The sequence below is a fragment of the Photobacterium panuliri genome, assembly GCF_059920555.1.
This window is the reverse complement of the sequence record NZ_CP197192.1, coordinates 3,055,676-3,074,014: the sequence shown is the minus strand read 5'-3', so window position 1 is coordinate 3,074,014 and position 18,339 is coordinate 3,055,676. Positions and strand designations below refer to the sequence as shown.

The 18,339-nt window shown below is 48.7% G+C and carries 12 protein-coding genes; 4 read left to right on the top strand and 8 right to left on the bottom strand.

Going from position 1 to position 18,339, the window contains the following annotated elements; translation table 11 throughout:
- Positions 1–126 precede the first annotated feature (126 nt).
- The 5 genes from pflA to ACSF8X_RS13920 all read right to left on the bottom strand — a co-directional run bounded on the left by pflA (position 127) and on the right by ACSF8X_RS13920 (position 8,630).
- Positions 127–870 (bottom strand): pyruvate formate lyase 1-activating protein, encoded by a 744-nt coding sequence (pflA, locus tag ACSF8X_RS13940; RefSeq protein ID WP_047877437.1) that lies wholly within the window; start codon positions 868–870, stop codon positions 127–129.
- A gap of 258 nt (positions 871–1,128) precedes the next feature.
- Positions 1,129–3,405 carry a formate C-acetyltransferase gene (pflB, locus tag ACSF8X_RS13935; protein WP_047877436.1) on the bottom strand — a complete coding sequence of 759 codons (2,277 nt, stop codon included), beginning with the start codon at positions 3,403–3,405 and terminating at the stop codon, positions 1,129–1,131.
- 59 nt (positions 3,406–3,464) lie between these two features.
- On the bottom strand, positions 3,465–4,337 hold the full coding sequence (focA, locus tag ACSF8X_RS13930) for a formate transporter FocA (RefSeq protein ID WP_047877435.1): 873 nt from the start codon (positions 4,335–4,337) through the stop codon (positions 3,465–3,467).
- Between the two features lie 465 nt (positions 4,338–4,802).
- On the bottom strand, positions 4,803–6,560 hold the full coding sequence (gene ycaO / locus ACSF8X_RS13925) for a 30S ribosomal protein S12 methylthiotransferase accessory factor YcaO (protein ID WP_500850252.1): 1,758 nt from the start codon (positions 6,558–6,560) through the stop codon (positions 4,803–4,805).
- Positions 6,561–6,680: 120 nt separating this feature from the next.
- The gene (locus ACSF8X_RS13920; RefSeq protein WP_053062370.1) at positions 6,681–8,630 is read right to left on the bottom strand and encodes a methyl-accepting chemotaxis protein; all 1,950 of its coding nucleotides are present in this window, start codon (positions 8,628–8,630) and stop codon (positions 6,681–6,683) included.
- A gap of 466 nt (positions 8,631–9,096) precedes the next feature.
- Here ACSF8X_RS13920 and ACSF8X_RS13915 point away from each other — a divergent pair, with 466 nt between their 5' ends.
- The 3 genes from ACSF8X_RS13915 to ACSF8X_RS13905 all read left to right on the top strand — a co-directional run bounded on the left by ACSF8X_RS13915 (position 9,097) and on the right by ACSF8X_RS13905 (position 12,350).
- Positions 9,097–10,452, top strand: coding sequence for a M20 family metallopeptidase (locus ACSF8X_RS13915; protein ID WP_500850251.1), 1,356 nt, complete (start codon positions 9,097–9,099; stop codon positions 10,450–10,452).
- On the top strand, positions 10,449–11,930 hold the full coding sequence (locus ACSF8X_RS13910; RefSeq protein ID WP_047877432.1) for a YfcC family protein: 1,482 nt from the start codon (positions 10,449–10,451) through the stop codon (positions 11,928–11,930). The genes ACSF8X_RS13915 and ACSF8X_RS13910 overlap by 4 nt, the downstream gene beginning before the upstream one ends.
- Positions 11,931–12,038: 108 nt before the next feature.
- Positions 12,039–12,350, top strand: coding sequence for an ArsR/SmtB family transcription factor (locus ACSF8X_RS13905; protein ID WP_047877431.1), 312 nt, complete (start codon positions 12,039–12,041; stop codon positions 12,348–12,350).
- A 42-nt stretch (positions 12,351–12,392) separates the two neighbouring features.
- Here ACSF8X_RS13905 and ACSF8X_RS13900 read toward each other — a convergent pair whose 3' ends face one another.
- Complete coding sequence (locus ACSF8X_RS13900; protein WP_500850250.1) at positions 12,393–14,090, bottom strand: ABC transporter substrate-binding protein; 1,698 nt, start codon at positions 14,088–14,090, stop codon at positions 12,393–12,395.
- 335 nt (positions 14,091–14,425) lie between these two features.
- Between ACSF8X_RS13900 and ACSF8X_RS13895 the strand changes: the two genes are divergently transcribed.
- The gene (locus ACSF8X_RS13895; RefSeq protein WP_500850249.1) at positions 14,426–15,202 is read left to right on the top strand and encodes an ABC transporter substrate-binding protein; all 777 of its coding nucleotides are present in this window, start codon (positions 14,426–14,428) and stop codon (positions 15,200–15,202) included.
- Positions 15,203–15,280: 78 nt separating this feature from the next.
- Here the strand turns inward: ACSF8X_RS13895 and xthA are convergent, their stop codons facing one another.
- Together xthA and ACSF8X_RS13885 are read right to left on the bottom strand one after the other, a co-directional pair.
- Complete coding sequence (gene xthA, locus ACSF8X_RS13890) at positions 15,281–16,087, bottom strand: exodeoxyribonuclease III (RefSeq protein WP_500850248.1); 807 nt, start codon at positions 16,085–16,087, stop codon at positions 15,281–15,283.
- A gap of 133 nt (positions 16,088–16,220) precedes the next feature.
- Positions 16,221–18,083 carry a methyl-accepting chemotaxis protein gene (locus ACSF8X_RS13885; RefSeq protein WP_500850247.1) on the bottom strand — a complete coding sequence of 621 codons (1,863 nt, stop codon included), beginning with the start codon at positions 18,081–18,083 and terminating at the stop codon, positions 16,221–16,223.
- Positions 18,084–18,339: the final 256 nt, after the last annotated feature.

The following is an 18,339-nucleotide window of genomic DNA, read 5'->3' as shown; positions in this document are numbered from 1 at the left end:
TAGCCACGTCAATCTGTGGTTGATGGGAGAAGTGAATTTGAAAGCTTAAGTTCTCGGAAGTGGTTGTTATTCAGTGAGAGAGTAAAAGGAGAGCGTTGGCTCTCCTTTTGGATCGGGGTATGGAGGTTAGAACATCACTTTGGCATTGGTGTAGCTGCTGATGATCTCTTTGACTTTTTCCATAGTTTCTTTGGATGGCGGGCTCACGCCTGTTAGTGGGTAGTCAAAGCCCATGGCTTCCCACTTGTGCTCGCCGAGCTGGTGATACGGCAGCAGTTCGACCTTCTCGATGTTGTCCATGTCTTTGATGAACTCGCCAAGCAGGTGGGCGGAGCGCTCGTCGTCGGTGAAGCCAGGCACCACAACATAGCGGATCCAGGTTTTCTGGCCACGCTGGTGCAGGTAACGGGCAAAATCCAATACGCGTTTGTTCGGCACGCCGACCAAGTTCTGGTGGATTGAGTCATCCAGTTGCTTCAGGTCGAGCATGACGAGATCGGCAGCATCCAGCACTTCGTCGACGACCTCAGTGTGCTTGCGGATGTAACCGTTGGTATCTAGGCAGGTGTGGATTCCCTGGGCCTGTGCAGCACGGAAGAAATCTCGAACAAATTCGGGCTGCATCATGGCTTCGCCACCAGATGCTGTTACACCGCCGCCAGAAGCGTTCATGAAGTGACGGTAAGACGTGGCTTCCTTCATCAGTTCATCTACGGTGATTTCTTTCCCGTCATGCAAGTCCCAAGTATCGCGGTTGTGGCAATACTGGCAGCGCATCAAGCAGCCTTGCATAAAGACAATGAAACGGATACCCGGACCATCGACGGTCCCGCAGGTTTCAAAAGAGTGGATTCGGCCTGTTACTGACATTACATCGCTTCTCCGCTTTGGGCGTGTTTTAATTGTTATTTTATTACAAAAACAGCCCTCAAAGTAGAGGAAAACGCACTAAAAAAGTAAGGATACTACGTTTTACGTGCTTCAAATTTGGGGTTTGGCGATACCTATCCATGGTGGTGGATAGAGGTGTGAGCAATGGATGGGGGAGAGGTATAAAAAAAGCCGATCGTTTCCGATCGGCTTAGTATCATTTACTGCCAGCAGGGCAGTTTCACTGAGGACTCTAGATTATAGAGAAGCAGTGAAAGTACGAGAGATAACGTCGCGCTGCTGCTCTGGAGTCAGAGAGTTGAAACGCACAGCGTAGCCCGATACACGGATAGTTAGCTGTGGGTACTTCTCTGGGTGCTTAACTGCATCTTCCAGTGTTTCGCGGTTCAGAACGTTAACGTTCAGGTGCTGGCCGCCTTCGATGCCTGCTTCGTGGTGGAAGTAGCCATCCATTAGACCCGCTAGGTTAGTTTCTTGAGTATCAAGATCTTTACCTAGTGCGTTTGGTACGATAGAGAAGGTGTAAGAGATACCATCTTTAGCGTGTGCAAACGGTAGTTTACCAACAGAAGTCAGTGAAGCTACAGCGCCTTTTTCGTCACGGCCGTGCATTGGGTTAGCACCTGGTGCGAATGGAGCACCTGCGCGACGACCGTCAGGCGTGTTACCAGTCTTCTTACCGTATACCACGTTTGAAGTGATAGTTAGGATAGACTGAGTTGGGATCGCATCACGGTACATCTTGTGAGTACGGATCTTGTTCATGAAGCGCTCAACTAGGTCACAAGCGATGTCATCTACGCGAGCATCGTTGTTACCAAATTTAGGGTAGTCGCCTTCGATTTCGAAATCGATCGCGATGCCGTCTTCGTCACGAACTGGCTTAACTTTAGCGAACTTGATTGCAGATAGTGAGTCAGCTGCAACAGACAGACCTGCGATACCACATGCCATAGTACGCTTAACGTCACGGTCATGTAGAGCCATTAGCGATGCTTCGTAGCTGTACTTGTCGTGAGAGTAGTGGATAGCGTTCAGTGCGGTCACGTACTGAGTTGCTAGCCAATCCATGAAGTGGTCTAGGCGATCCATAACGTCTGCGTAGTCTAGGTACTCAGATTCGATTGGAGCAGTCTTAGGACCAACCTGCATCTTCAGCTTCTCGTCCACACCGCCGTTGATTGCGTAAAGCATAGTTTTCGCAAGGTTAGCACGTGCGCCGAAGAACTGCATTTGCTTACCAACAACCATTGGAGATACACAACATGCGATCGCGTAGTCGTCAGAGTTCATGTCTGGACGCATTAGGTCGTCGTTTTCGTACTGGATTGAAGACGTATCGATAGATACCTTCGCACAGAACTTCTTGAAGCCTTCAGGTAGCTGCTCAGACCATAGAACAGTGATGTTCGGCTCTGGAGAAGGACCCATAGTGTATAGGCTGTTTAGGAAACGGAAGTTAGTACGAGTAACTAGCGTACGGCCGTCAAGACCCATACCACCCATTGACTCTGTTGCCCAGATTGGGTCGCCAGAGAACAGCTCATCGTACTCAGGAGTACGTAGGAAACGAACCATACGTAGTTTCATTACGAAGTGGTCGATCATTTCCTGTGCTTGAGCTTCAGTGATAACGCCGTTTGCAATATCACGCTCGATGAACACGTCTAGGAACGTAGAAGTACGGCCTAGAGACATTGCAGCACCGTTCTGAGACTTAACAGCAGCTAGGTAGCCGAAGTAAGTCCACTGGATAGCTTCTTGTGCGTTAGTCGCTGGGTTAGAGATATCGCAACCGTATTTCGCAGCCATTTGCTTGATTTGACCTAGTGCACGGTGTTGCTCGCAAATTTCTTCACGAAGCTGCATGGTCATTTGAAGATCTTCGCCCTTCTCAAAACGCTCTTGTAGCGAAGTGAATTGTGCGAATTTGTCTTTCATCAAGTAGTCGATACCGTATAGAGCAACACGACGGTAGTCACCGATGATACGGCCACGGCCGTAAGCATCTGGAAGACCAGTCAGTACGCCAGACTTACGGCAAGCTAGGATATCTGGAGTGTAGATATCGAATACGCCCTGGTTGTGCGTCTTACGGAATTCAGAGTAGATTTTCTTGATTGTAGGGTCTAGTTCACGGCCGTAAACTTTGCAAGAACCCTCGATCATACGGATACCACCGTTAGGGATCAAAGCACGCTTAAGAGGAGCGTCAGTTTGAAGGCCTACGATAGTCTCAAGATCTTTGTTGATGTAACCAGCATCGTGAGCAGTGATTGTAGATACAACGTCAGTATCGAAATCAACAGGAGCGTGAGTCGCGTTTTCCTGTTTGATACCTTCCATTACAGCTTCCCAAAGTTTAGCTGTAGCAGGAGTTGCTTCTTTTTCTAGGAAAGTACCGTCACCCTCGTAAGGAGTGTAGTTCTTCTGAATGAAGTCGCGAACGTTTACTTCGTTCTGCCAGTCGCCAGCGGCGAAACCTTCCCATGCTTTAGCAAATTGCTCTGCCATTGTATACCTACCTATCTCTATGTCAGTAGAAAAATAATTGTGTTATCGACGTCGTAAACTTAGTGGTGGCCTTGGCCTTTAAGTTCCGGACGGCGATGGATAATCCAATAAGTCATACCAACCAGGAAGCCACCGCCAAGGATATTACCAATAGTCACTGGGATCAGGTTGTTAAGTACGAAATGACTTACCGTTAAATCAGCAAATTGCGATGGATCAACACCCGTCATCGCCCAGAACTCTGGTGTTGCGAAGGAGTGGATAACGATGCCCATCGGAATCATAAACATATTTGCAATGCTGTGCTCAAAACCGCTAGCTACAAACATAGCAACAGGCAGCAGCATTACCATAACTTTATCAGTTGCAGAACGACATGAGAATGTCATCCATGTCGCCAGACACACCATTAGGTTACAAAGCGTACCCAATACGACCGCCTGGGCGAAATTGTGATGAAGTTTGTGCTGGGCAATTTTCATAGCGTTGATGCCCCATTGACCGTTAGCACCCATGTGCTGTTGGGCAATCCAAATGCAAGCGACAAAGAAGGTGGCGCCAACAAAGTTACCGCAGTAAACGACAACCCAGTTGCGCAAAAGTTGAGGTGTCGTAATACGACCACTTGCACGAGCAACCGTTGTTAGTACTGATGAAGTGAAAAGCTCACCGCCGCAGATAACAACAAGAATAAGGCCTAGACTGAAAGCCATACCGCCGACGAATTTGGCCATGCCCCATGGCATGTCGCCAGCACCGGTGGTGACTGTCGTATAGAACACAAAGGCGATTGAAATAAATACGCCAGCAGTGATAGCAAGGAAGAAGGATTGTAGGGGGTTCTTCGTTGCTTTATAGACACCAACTTCTTCGGCTTTGTGCGCCATCGCTGGTGGCATGAGAGCGTCAAACGGGTTGTTTTCAGTCTTCACAGGTTTGCTCTTAAAAAGTTTAAATTTCAGCTGTCGGAATAATAGCAAATGAAGCCAGCCAAAAACTTGATTTAGATCATTGCGGTGAAATTATATAACAACTTTAGACCATTTGTTATAAGTCACACAAATGCAAGTTTATGATTTTATTGAATATAATTTTTTTGATAAACGCTAAATTTTTTTTAATGTAATTTAATTTCATCTCGTAAGGTGAAATTTACACTTTATGGTTATTTTTTCAAATTCAATGAGATAGTGAAAATTTGTCAGTTTTATTCTTTCAGCAGCTGAGAAAATAGTCATGATGGCTGAGATTTATTTGTTAGTTAAATGTTGATTTGGTGGTGGGAGAGGTGGTCGGATGTATTTAATTTACACAATGATAAAGAATGGTGCGCACCTTCGTGGCACCATTTTTTGTTCCTGCTGGTTTTAGGCAGGAAGGCAGATTGACGTTTCGCCTTAGCAGGCGTGGCGCATTTTTGCCTTTTGCAGTTTGTGGTACGACGCCAGCAGTTTCTGATGAGCCGGGAATTGCGCCATGCTCAGATCACCGGCGGTCAGGCCGTAGAAGCGAACGGTGCCCTCGATAGATCCCCAAGCCGCAGCGACGGTGTCAGCACCAAATAGGCGCTCGAATGCGGATTTGTACTGGGCTGGATCGCGCTCTTCGTCCAGTGCCAGCTTCAGGCTGGTTACCAGACAACGGAAGAAGCAGGCACGCTCAGCGCTGTAAGTCGAGACGTTATAGTCCACGCACCAGCTGGCATGTTCTAGTGCTAGTTCAAGATCTCCGCCCGCTAGTGCCAGCAGGCATTTCAGCTCACCGATACGCAGGGTCTGCCATGCGTCGCCGGCCTGCGGTACTAAGCCAATGATCTCGTACAGGCGGTTGAAGTCGTCGAAACCTTCTTCTTCAAGAATTTGGTACATCTCGGCGTATTGCTCGGCGTCCCACTCGACAGCAGGTAGTGCCAGCAGGGTCTCGCGCAGTTCCATTGCGGTATTGTTGTTGGCTTCGATCAGTTCTTCGACAGGGTAAATTTCTGACCAGCCCGGAACGATGATTCGGCAGCAGTCTACGCCAAGGTGATCGTAGTCGGCGATGTAGGCATCGGTGCCTTCGGCATGCAGAAGGGCCATCAGGTGGGTGAACTCTTCCTCTGAGGTGCCGCTGAAGTTCCAGTCGACGAATTCGTAGTCGGCGTCTGCTTTGAACAGATCCCAAGAAACCAGGCCTGATGAATCAATGAAATGGGTTTCAAGGTTGTGGTGGTCGCTGACCTCTTCGTTGTCGAACGATGGCTCAGGGAAAACATCAAGATCCTTAAGGCCTCGGCCCTGAAGCAGCTCGGTCACGGTACGTTCGAAGGCGACTTCGAAACGAGGGTGAGCGCCGAATGACGCAAAGGTGGTGTTGTTGCTCGGGTTGAACAGTACCACGCAGATCACCGGATACTTGCCACCCAGAGAGGCATCGTAGCTGTAGATCGGGAAGCCTTCGGCTTCGAGGGCGTCGATGGAGGCCTTGATCCCCGGGAAGCGCTCGATCACGCTGGCAGGAATTTCCGGCAGGCTAATGCTCTCGGCAATGATTCGGTTTTTGATCTTGCGCTCGAAGACTTCCGATAAGCCTTGGGTACGTGCTTCGGTCTTGGTGTTGCCGGCGGACATACCGTTAGATACATACAGGTTGCCAATGATGTTCATTGGGATGTAGACGGTTTCCTTATCGCTCTGGCGCTCGAACGGCAGGCAGCACACACCGCGTTCCATATTGCTTGACTGTAGGTCAACCAGATCGGTGCCCAGTAGCTCCATGGTCGGGTCGTAGTACTGGCTCAGGCGCTCGTCTAGAATGCCTTCTGGCGGCAGGTTGTCTTCAAGCTCGAGCGGGAACCATTTTTCGTTTGGATAATGAACGAACTCGCTGTCGGCAATCGCTTCGCCCAGATAGTAATCGGCGTAGAAGTAATTGGTTGATAGGCGCTCGAAATATTCGCCCAGCGCAGAGGCAAGAGCAGCCTTTTTGGTTGCGCCCTTGCCGTTGGTGAAGTTCATCGGCGCGTCAGCGTCGCGGATGTGTACTGACCAGACGTTTGGAACAGGGTTTAGCCAAGAAGCTTCTTCGATATTGAAGCCAAGGTCTTTGAGTTTGTTTTGAAAACGCTCGATAGACTCTTCAAGCGCGGCGTCTTTACCCGGAATATAGGTTTTCATTATAGGTCTCGTAGAGAGTGTTGAGTGGCGCGAAGTATACCTGTCACACGAAATAATCCCAAGCTTCGCCCTATCAGATAAGTTGGCTGCCGCAGTGTGATCTGCGGCAGCATGAAGGGGCTATCGAGGGAGCTGGAATACCGCCAATTGATTGTTCTGGTTTTCCGCCTGTTGAGATAGGTGGTTGCTGGCTTCGGCCGTTTGGCTTATCCCGGCGACATTTTGGGAAATGATGTCGTTGATACCGTTGATATTCATAGTGATATCGGAAATAGCCTGATTTTGACCATTTACTGCCTGGGTGACCTCGGCATTGACTTGGCTGATGTGAGCCAAGGTCTGGCTGATCGTCGCCAGCTGGAGGTCCGTTTTTTCGGCGATTTCGCTATTGTGGCTGACTTTCTCCAAGCTGCCGTTGACCGCATCGACCACTGCCGACGACTTCTGTTGCAATTGCTCGATAATTGTCTGGATTTGCTGAGTCGAAGTCTGGGTCTTGGCTGCCAGTACACGAACTTCGTCGGCAACGACGGCAAAGCCTCGTCCGCTTTCTCCAGCTCGTGCTGCTTCAATCGCGGCATTGAGCGCCAGCAGGTTGGTTTGCTCGGAAATGCTGTCGATCACCGTGATCACTTCGCTGATCTTGATGCTTTGCTCGTTGAGGTCGAGGACCTGACAAGCCGTTTCGCTGAGTTGGGTTTCCAGCTCATCGGTCAGCTGGCGCGCCTGCTGGGCAATGTCGCTGCTCTCTTGTCCTAGGTTATATGCCTCGCGGGCTTGTTCGTCCGCTGTGCGGGCATGGCTGTCGACTTGCGCGGCAGTCGCGGCTAGCTCATTGACGGCGGTGGCAATCTGCATGACTTGCTGCTGCTGTTCTTGGCCATTGACTTCGCTTTGGGTCATTACCGCCGCCAGTTCGGTGGATGACGCGGCTACTTCGTCGCTGACCCCGCGTAGGGTGCGGATTATATTGGCGAGCTTGCCAATGGCATCATCCAGATTATGGCCCAGCTTACCGAGCTCGTTGCTGCCATCGATCCCTGACAGGCTGTCGAGCTTGCCTTCGGCCAGATTGCGGGTGGTCTCGGACAGGGTTGTCATCATGCGGCTAATTGCCCCGGCCATCAGGACGCTGATGCCGAGTGCCAGAATGGCGGCAATTGCAGTCGCCGTTAATTGGCTGGTTGTGACAGTTGAAAGCAGTGAGGATGTCTGCCCGCCCAGGGTTTCGGTGGTACGGATCGAATTGGCTAGCAGATCATTGATGATTGCTGTGTTTTCCCCACCAATTTTAGTCATCTCACTCGCCATATTGTTGATTTGGCTCTGTAGCTCGATGATCTCACCCACTTGGCGCTTCCACTCGTTCCCGTTTTTGACCAGCAATTGGGTCTCCGGCCATTGACTGAAGCGGCTCATTTGATCGAGCAGCGACAGGGTCAGTGTCATGGTTTGCTGGGTCTCGGCCGGGTTCTGGCCCTTCACGCCAACGGCAAGGTGGTAGAGCATCAGGGCGGCAGTGTCTGACAGTTGTGCCAGTTCGCGTCCCCATAGGGCGACGTCGGCATCATTGTGGTTGTCGACAATGGCTTTGTGAACCGTGTTTATATCTGTGGTTAGCCAGCTGGTTGCGTCATAGATTGCCGTCATCTTATGGCGCTTTTCTCGTAGTTCGACAGAGATATTGACGTAACGGGTGTAGTTATTGAAAAAGCGGGTCAACTTCTGTTTGTTTTCTGGGGAAAGGGCACTGCTGTTTAGCGCCATTACCTGATTATAGCGTGCTTGCAGCTTGGTGAGGTTGCTGCGGTTGGTGTCCACCATTGCATCGAGGTGGCTGTCAAAACCCAAACCGTAGATGGTTTTCATCCGGCTATTGTCGACAATTTCCTGAAGGGCACGCATGTGACGGTTGAACTGGATGTAATCGTTCACGTCATTGGTGTTTTCTTTTACACCTGCGAGGAGGTTCTGGTTAATCAGAAGTACTGCCGTAAAACAAAGAATGGCAAACCCTGAAGAGAGGGAAAGTAGGATATTAAGCGGAATATTTTTAATCGCGTGATTCATGTGTGTTTATAGTAAATCCCGATGAAATATAAAAAAAAGACAAAACTGACAATTAAGTCTGTGAAAGTAGTAGTAAATTATGGCGGCGGATTATAGAAACAAAAAAACGTGATGACTAGTCATGGGGTAAAAGAAACTGACATAAGAAATGACATTTTTTGTCATTGTTAGAAGTGACAGTTATTGGCATTTTCCTATCGTTTTTAGTCATCCTTTTGATTCTTATTAGGAATTGTTTGTATGGATGGTGTGCTTATGGCCTAATTTGTTGTTTTTATGACCGTCATCCCATCTGATTCTGGCAGTGAGTGAAAGTCATCACAGTTAAACGGGTTACTCTGTAGCATCATAAGTTGGTCGGATGAGTTCCAACTAATTATATATTCTGGATAATTATTAATTCACATCCTTTTAGTCGGTATTGAGATAAATGGGCAGGCTAAAATGGAGGTTAAAGAGGGATACGATGAAAGCTACGATAGCATCTACGATTGACGCACTACGTGATGATTATATTGCAGCGGTGACGCGTTTAGTCGCTATGCCAAGTGTCTATCAGGACGATGACAGCGGAAAACCATTTGGCCAGCCTATTGATGACTGCCTGACTGAAACACTGAAACTGTGTGACGAGCTGGGGTTTGCAACTTACAAAGATCCTGACGGGTATTATGGCTATGCCGAAATCGGTAGTGGCGAGCAGATGATTGGTATTCTCGGCCACTTGGATGTGGTGCCAGTGGGAGAAGAATCCGCTTGGCAGAGCCCGCCGTTCAGCCCTGAAATTCGTGATGGTCGACTATACGGGCGTGGAACTCAGGACGACAAGGGGCCGACACTGGCCGCGATGTTTGCTGTCAAGGCTCTGCTTGATAGCGGTATTGTGCTAAACAAGCGCGTCCGTTTTATTTTTGGTACCGATGAAGAAACCCTTTGGCGCTGTATCGGCCGCTATTTGGAAAAAGAAGAGGCTCCAAGCTGCGGTTTTACCCCTGATTCTGTTTTTCCGCTGATTTATGCCGAGAAGATGCTGATCCAATCATGGCTTCATGGCACGGGCGATGCCGCTGTCGAGCTATCGTGTGGCGGGGCGCTCAATGCGGTTCCTGAGCTTGCCCGGTATGTCGGCCCGTTATGGGAAGAACTGGCGGCGAAGCTGGATGAGCTTGGGTTTGATTTCACCGCCGAGGATGCAGAGGTCACGGTGTTTGGCAAGGCGGCCCACTCGGCCTCGTCCGATACCAAAGGGGTTAATGCGATTGCCCGTTTGTGTATGGCGTTGCGTGATATCGGGGTAACTCATCCGGCGGTGCGTTTTATTGCCGAGCAGGTCGGCGAGGATGCCAATGCCAAGGAGATTTTCGGTCCGGTTGAGGATGTGAGTGGCCGGCTGACCTTCAATGTGGCTCAGCTTGAGATCAACAGTGCGACCAGCAAGATCGGTATCGATATCCGGGTACCAGTGACCTTCGCCAAGGAAGATTTCGATAATGATATCTATGCCGTGGCTGAACAGTACGCGCTGCGCTATGAAGAGTTCGATGTGTTGCCATCCTTGTACGTACCGGCCGAAAGCCCGTTGATCCAGACATTGATGGCTGCCTATCAGGAGGTCACTGGCGATTGCGAGAGCCAGCCGATGACTTCTGGCGGTGCGACCTATGCCCGCGCGATACCCAATTGTGTGGCGTTCGGGGCGGTGTTCCCCGGTCGCGACAAAGTGGAACACATGCCCAATGAGTACCTAATCATTGACGATATGCTCAGGGCAATGAATGTGTATGCTAACGCGATATATCAATTGCAGGGAGTTGAGCTATGACAACCACGTCTGAGGCCGGCAAAATGAAACGTTCGTTCAAGATGCCCACGGTATATACCATCCTTTTTTCCATTATTGCTCTCGTTGCCCTGATGACTTGGGTGCTGCCCGCGGGTAAGTACGATTATGTCATCAATGGTACCCAGCAGGTGATCCCGGCTGCCGAGGTACTGGACTATAACGGGGATGAGCGTTTGTTGCCGGTTCCCGGCAGCTACCATGAGTTGGAGTCTTCGCCGCAGGGGGTGATTGATGTCTTGATGGCACCGATCAAGGGCTTCCACAAGGCGGTGGATGTTGCGTTGTTCGTATTGGTGATCGGTGGCTTCCTTGCCGTAACCATGCGTACCGGGGCGATGGACTCCGGGGTGGCGGCTATCGTTCGTAAGTTCCACGGTCGTGAGCAGTTGATGATCCCTGTCTTGATCACCTTGTTCGCGCTGGGTGGATCGACGTACGGGATGGCCGAGGAAACCGTGGCGTTTTGGGCGGTGATCCTGCCAGTGATGGCGGTTGCTGGTTATGACCGTATGGTCGCGGCCGGGATTATCCTGCTTGGCTCTGGGGTCGGTGTATTGGCATCAACCGTGAACCCGTTTGCCACAGGGATCGCATCGGGTTTTGCCGGATTGCCGATTGGTGACGGGATCGTGCTTCGGGTGATTCAGCTGGCCATTCTGATTGTATTGGCATCGTGGTTCGTGATGCGCTATGCCGCCAAGGTCAAGGCTGATAAATCCAATTCCGTGCTGGCTGATATAGAGTTCAACGACGAGTTCTCACATGTCAGCGAGGACACCGGTGAGTTCACCACCAAGCAAAAATGGACGATGGGGATCTTCTTCACGGCTTTCCTTATCATGATCTACGGTGTTATTCCGTGGGCTGATATGGGAATCACGGCGATCCCGACCATGTGGTGGTGGTTTGATGAGCTGTCAACGTTGTTCTTGGCTGCGGCGATTTTGATTGCTGTTATCAACCGTATGCCAGAAGGCGAGTTCATCAAGACATTCATCGAAGGTGCCAAGGATTTGATTGGCGTCGCCCTCGTGGTTGCCGTTGCGCGCGGTATTTACGTGGTGATGGACAACGGGGTGATTATTGACACCATCCTCAACTGGGCAGAAGGCGTTGTAACAGGCCTGTCTTCTGGGGTGTTTGTGGTCGTGACCTATTTCGTCCATATCGTCCTGAGCTTTTTCATTCCATCTACCTCAGGGTTAGCGACAGTGTCTATGCCGTTGATGGCCCCATTGGCGGACTTTTCTGGCATTGGCCGTGATTTGATCATCACAGCTTACCAGTCTGCCAGCGGTTGGATTAACTTGTTCGCACCGACGGCCGGGCATCTGGTTGCGGGTCTGGCCCTGGCCAAGATCCCATACGAGCGATTCCTGAAGTGGGTAATGCCATTTGTCGGTATGGTACTGGCAGTGACCGTCGTGTTGCTGTTTGTCGGTGCGGCGATGGTTTGATTGGTTGTTTGTTGATATCAGAGCGGGGCTGTGTCCCCGCTTTTTTGTTTCTGCTAATATCGAAATATTGTTGGGTGTTGAGATATCAAGGTATTGAGAGTCGTAGATATGGAATTGGAAGACGTAGCGAAGGCGCTAAAAGAGTTGGGCCACCCGACCAGACTGGCGGTTTATAAGCACTTGGTCAAGGCGGGGTACGATGGTTTGCCGGTGGGCAGATTACAAGAGGAGCTGGCAATTCCGGGGTCGACGCTATCCCACCATATTTCTGGATTGGTATCGGCAGGGCTGATTTGCCAGCAGCGCGACGGGCGGGTGCTGTATTGCGTTCCTCAGTATGAGGTACTTGATGCAGTGATCGGTTTTCTTCGTGATGAGTGCTGCAGTGCATCGAGTAAAACCGAATACCCATCAGAGTAAAAAAACAGAGTGAAAAAAACGGGCTGAGGCCCGTTTTTTGTTTTATGCCTTGGGGCGCAAGGAGAGAACGTGAAGCAGGCGCTCAGGGGTCTGCGGCCAGGCGAGCGGGCAGGCCACGGGGTTGTCTTTGCTATACCACCCCTCGAAGCGTTGCGTATTGTACTGATAGAACTGGACCGTATTGTATAACGGAACCGTGATCTGCTTGCTGGCCGTTAGCTTATTGAGCTGGTGGATAATGTTCAATCGCTGTTGGGCGCTGTTGGCAATTGGGAACTCCGCCAATAGTCGGTCGATGTCGGGATCCTTGTAGAAGTGCATCGCATAGCGCGGGTATTGCGGGGCCTGATATGCACTGTTGAATGCGCTGTCGAAGTACTTGAATGGTGTTTGCCCTTGCGGGTAATTGGTCAATGACAGTTGGTAGTCGGCATTGCTCAGGCGTTGAACAAACTGATCGAAGTCGACTTCCTTTGGAATGACTTGAATACCAATATTGCCGAGCATCTCGCTGAGTAGTAGCGCGGTGGTATTGAAATCCGACCAACCACTTGGGGTCAGCAAGGTTAATGAGAGTGGTTTGCCTGAAGGAAGTTCACGCCAAGCATCCCCGTTGGTATCGATAACCCCGAGCTTGTCGAGCATCTGCTGGGCAAGCATCGGATTGTAGGTCATGTAGGGAAGGTAGCGCTCAGTTACCATAGGATCGGCCCATGAGTGGAAGCGCTCGCTCATACCGGAGGCATAGCGAGAGGGACCGCCTTGGCCAAAGGCCGCGATATCAATCAGCAACCCCCGTTGGATAGACATGGAGATTGCTCTGCGAAAAGCCAGTGCATGAAATAGTGACTGTATTTCAGGATCGGCGGCCTTGAAGTTGAACATCGGGCTGATACTGCTTGCTGGTGGCAGCCAGTACTTGAAGTCGGGCGAATACGACGCATAGTTGCGTTCGATATCTGGGATGAAGCCGCCTGACCAGTCAAACTCCCCCTTGGTGATCCGGGCGATAAAGTCGTCGTTAGTGGCGACTTTGGGGAAACGCAGGCAGTCAATGTTGCGGTGGGATGCTTGCCAGTAGAAAGGGTTCGCACACTGGAGGTAGCCGTTTTCATTGAGCTCGCGTATTTCGGTGAACGGGCCCGTACCGACAGGCGTCGAGTTCAGGTAGCTGGAAAAATCGGTAACGGACTTCCATTGGTGTTTGGGCACGATGGGATTGAGCACCAACGTGTAGGCAATAAGCGCATTGGGCTGCTTGAGCTTGAAGTATATTTCGTTGGCACTGCGCTTTTCGATATGGGCAAGCCATTGGTTTACGCCAAAGGAGTCGAGCTCTGGATGCTTTTGGATGATCGAAAAGGAAAACAGGACGTCATCGGCGGTGAAGGGCTTGCCGTCTGACCACGTAACGCCTTCTCTAAGGGTGAAGTTGATCCCCAGAAGATCGGAATCCAGCCGGTATTTGGTCGCCAACCGATATTCCGGTTTGTTGTTTTGCAGGCTGTTGAAGATGATCAGCGGTTCGAAAATAAACTCATGAGTTGTCGGCATGCTGAATTTTGAGAAGGGGTTGAAATTGGCGACAATATGGTCTTTGTGCTCAGGGACGATGGTGAGAACGGTAGGCTTGGCAAAAGGGGCCCCCAGAGGGGTTGATAGGGCTGGAAATGCCAGTAGCAACGACGCAAAAAGACCGTATATGCTTTTGGTCGTGAGGAAAAAAAATCGATAACTCATAAACCTGCCTGAAAATATCGCTGCAGCCCACTATTAACGGCCTAAACTAACGGATGTCTAGGCGGTAATCAATGCTATATGGCCGTGAAAAACCATATAAATCTTAGATATATCCAAACTACCACATGTTGTTTGTTTCTGCGTACTTACTTCGGTGCTAGATCCCCTTGTAAGGTTTGGATATTTTCCTTGGATGGAATCCGCAGAGCCTATGTTGAATCCTGCTCCTTGGAGTAACTTGGGTATATTATGGATATCGTGTTGTGGGGTTTTTTCGGTTGGGGTGTAAGTCGGCGATCACCGCATATTGTGACGGAGAAATGAAAGGAGTAATTATGAACAGATGGGTGCTAGCCGTTGCGATGATGTTCGTTTTCGGGGGCTCGTGCGTTCAGGCCAAGGAAAGATCGGTAGTACGTTTTGGTATCGAGGGGGCCTATCCGCCGTTTAGCTGGACCGAGCCCAACGGTGAACTCAGGGGGTTTGATGTTGACTTGGCCTATGCCCTGTGTCGGGAAATGCAAGTGCAGTGCAAGATCGTGGCCCAACCTTGGAATGGGATTATTGCATCACTGCTGGATCACAAATACGATGCCATTATTGCGGCAATGTCCATTACCGATGAGCGTAAGAAAGTCGTTGATTTTACATCTAAATATGCACTAATCCCCAATCGATATGTCGCCGAGAAGGATGCAAAATTTGTGTTCACCCCAGAGGGGCTCAAAGGGGTGAAAGTTGGTGTGTTGCGCGCTTCAACCCATGACCGGTACCTTAGTGATAACTTTGGTGATTCGATGGTTGTCACCCGCTACGGGAGCTTTGATGAGGCATTTCTTGATCTCAAGGCCGAGCGTATCGCTATGGTTTTGGGTGACGCTGCCACGCTTGAAGATGGATTGCTAAATAGGCCGTGGGGGAGGGACTTTGCTTTCACCGGCCCGACCCTCACCGATCCTAAATGGTTCGGTGAAGGTTTTGGTATCGCGGTGCGCAAGCAGGATAGCGAGCTGAAAAACAACCTCGACCGGGCGATCGCGTCATTGCGCGAAAAGGGAATTTACCAGCAGATTGCATCTCGTTATTTTGCCTATGATGTTTACGGTTATTAGTGCTGTATCTGTTTTTGCAAAAACGCCGGCATTGCCGGCGTTTTCATTTTTTATGAGCCTGTGCCATGCAGGCACGGGTTAGCTGAAGGTTGACCAGATAGGGGCATGATCAGACGGTTTTTCGATACCGCGTAGCTCGTAATCGATACCTGCATCGGTACAGCGTTCAGCCAGTGATGGCGTGGCTAGGATCACATCGATACGTAGGCCGCGGTTGTCATCGAAGCCTTTGGAACGGTAGTCGAACCATGAGAACTGGTCGTCGGCATCGGGGTGAAGCTGGCGGAAGGTATCGACGAACCCCCAGTCAAGCAGGGTCTTAAGCCATTCTCGCTCGATAGGCTGGAAAGAACACTTGCCGGTCTTCAGCCAGCGCTTGGCATTGGCTGGGCCGATACCGATATCTAGATCAATCGGGCTGATGTTGATATCCCCCATCACGATCAGCTCTTCGCCGTTATGGTGGTGGCTGTTGAGGTAGGTCATCAAATCGGCATAGAACTTTTCCTTGGCTGGGAATTTTGTCTCGTGGTTGATGTTGTCCCCTTGCGGGAAGTAACCGTTGAGGATAGTTGTCTTGCGGCCATCTGCATGCGCGAAGGTTGCCATGATCATTCGGCGCTGGGCGTCTTCGTCATCGGTAGGGAAGCCCTTGCGAACCTCTAGAGGTTCTTGTTTGCATAGCATGGCGACGCCGTAGTGGGCTTTCTGGCCGTGAAAATAGACTTTATAGCCCATCGCTTCCACATCGGCGAGCGGGAAAGCCTCGTCATGGACTTTGATCTCCTGAAGTCCGATAACATCAGGCTGGTGCTTTTCAATCAGTGCCTGTAATTGGTGGAGGCGAGCACGAAGGCCGTTGATATTAAAAGAGATGACTTTCATTATAATTTTAGGTCCTTGGTTTTGTTGGCTTTATGACAAAATCAGTCGGCTGATAGTTGGTCTATTCTCGTACTATATCCAAGTTACCTCAAGATGCTCAGCCATAAAATGACTGAGCATGCTTAGAAATGCATCAAGACACTTTAAAGAATCTAAATTGTTGTTTGATGTCATTAGTCAAAGATGATGTCATATTATTACCGTCTGATACTTTATTCGCATTTGCTAAGCTTTCAAGGACGGTTATGTTGATTGCCTCCATTCTTTTTGAAATATCTAACGTAACCGAAGATTGCTCTTCTGCGGCGGTAGCCACTAATGTATTAATGTCTGAAAGTTCGATTATTTTCGATGATATTTCATTAAAGGCGGAAATCAGCTCTTCTGAAATCAATTTTGATTCATCAACAAGGCTGGCATTATCTCTCATCACGCTATCCGCTCTTTGAGATTGTTCTTGCAGTTTCAATATAATATTTTGAATATCGATTGTGGATTGCTGTGTTTTTCCTGCTAATGATCTTACTTCATCAGCAACGACGGCAAATCCCCGGCCTTGTTCACCTGCTCGAGCGGCTTCAATTGCAGCGTTCAATGCAAGTAAGTTAGTTTGTTCTGATATTGAGTTAATTACATCAATAACAGTGTTGATTTTTTCAGCATAATCTCTCAGTTCACCAACAATGATTACAGACTCAGACATTGCATTACTGACTTTATGTGAAATCTCTTCTGAGTGCTGTAATGTCTTCGTGCTTTGGCTGACTACATCTAATGTTGATGAGGTTACTGATTCGGCATCCGTTGCGTTTTTGGCCACTTCCGTTGCCGTGGCAGAGAGCTCCGTGGTTGCTGCAACAACTTGTTCAACCTCATGGATCTCTTTTTCTGCATTTATTTTGCTTTCAATGATAATGGCATTTATATTTTCTTGGTTGATATGAAGTTGTTCAATGGATTGGTTTGAAGTGCTAATTATTTTAGATATGTTATCCTGCATATTAATCAGTGACTTAGATATCAAACCTTGATTAATAAATTTAACATCACGGATATTGCCATTAGAGAATGATTGAATCTTTTCAACTAACAATGCTGGCTCTTCGCCAAGGTTTAATTTTATCTCGCGGTTTACAATCGTAATGACAAGCGATAAAAATACACATCCGATAGTAACCAGCAAGAGTACCAAGCCGATTAGCAGGCTTTCTATCATCTTTACGGAGCCAGTTTGGTTGGTAAAGGCAAATAAGATCAACTCATCACTAAGTTTTTGTTTTGAAACGCTAAATAATTCATTATCTTGCGTCTCGTAGATATAGGGGGTATGGTCGACAGATTTGTATGCAGGTCTTTGTTCATAGATGTTATTTTCTAACATCTCATGATTGTTAATATCGGTTGCGACAATTAATCCATCATTATTTGTAATGGCGTACTCCAAGCCTAATTTGTCAGGGATAAGACCACTTAATACTAAGTCTAATGCAAATACACCAACTACAGCATTATCCCTAACAATCGGTGCTGAAACAGTAACGGCTAGACCTAATGTGCCGTAATAAGGCTTGGTGACATTAATATTACGATTGCCTTCTATGATGCTGACAAACCATTCTCGACGTTTTTCGGCGGCATTAAAATTTTCAATCCAGCCGTTTGCAGCGTTACTAAACACCTTACCTTCTTTTGTGGCAAAGAAGACCTGGGTTAAGTTCTTATCTTCGGATTTTATTGCGTTGAGAAAATGTAATATATTTTCTTCATTAAATGATGAGCCATTTAAAGGCAGTAGATCAGAGAACTGTTTTGCAGAGTTTTCCTTCTCTGCTAAAAGTGTTGCATAAACAGTTGATATAACAGATACCACTTCATCATTACTTCTTTGAATGCTTTTCTCTTCCCAATAGTTGAGGTATTGATATGACGTCAGTAGGGAAACGGCAAACATAAAAGATAAAGCGATTAATATGGATATATTTATTTTTTTTAGCATGTGGGTGGTAATTCATTATTAATGACTAATCACACTGTAACATACAGTTTTAGTCTGTTGTGAGTGCGTATTTCGTTAATTTATAAATCGTCGTAATCAATAGACTGGATTGACAATTGATGGTGGGTAAATAGGTGAGACAAGACTAATCAGTAATGGGGGTAAATAGATAATAATATAATAAACAAGTTGCACTTAAATATTAAGGCATAGTTTTGAGGCAGAGGCTTTGTAAGTTTGAGCGCTTTGCTTGTGG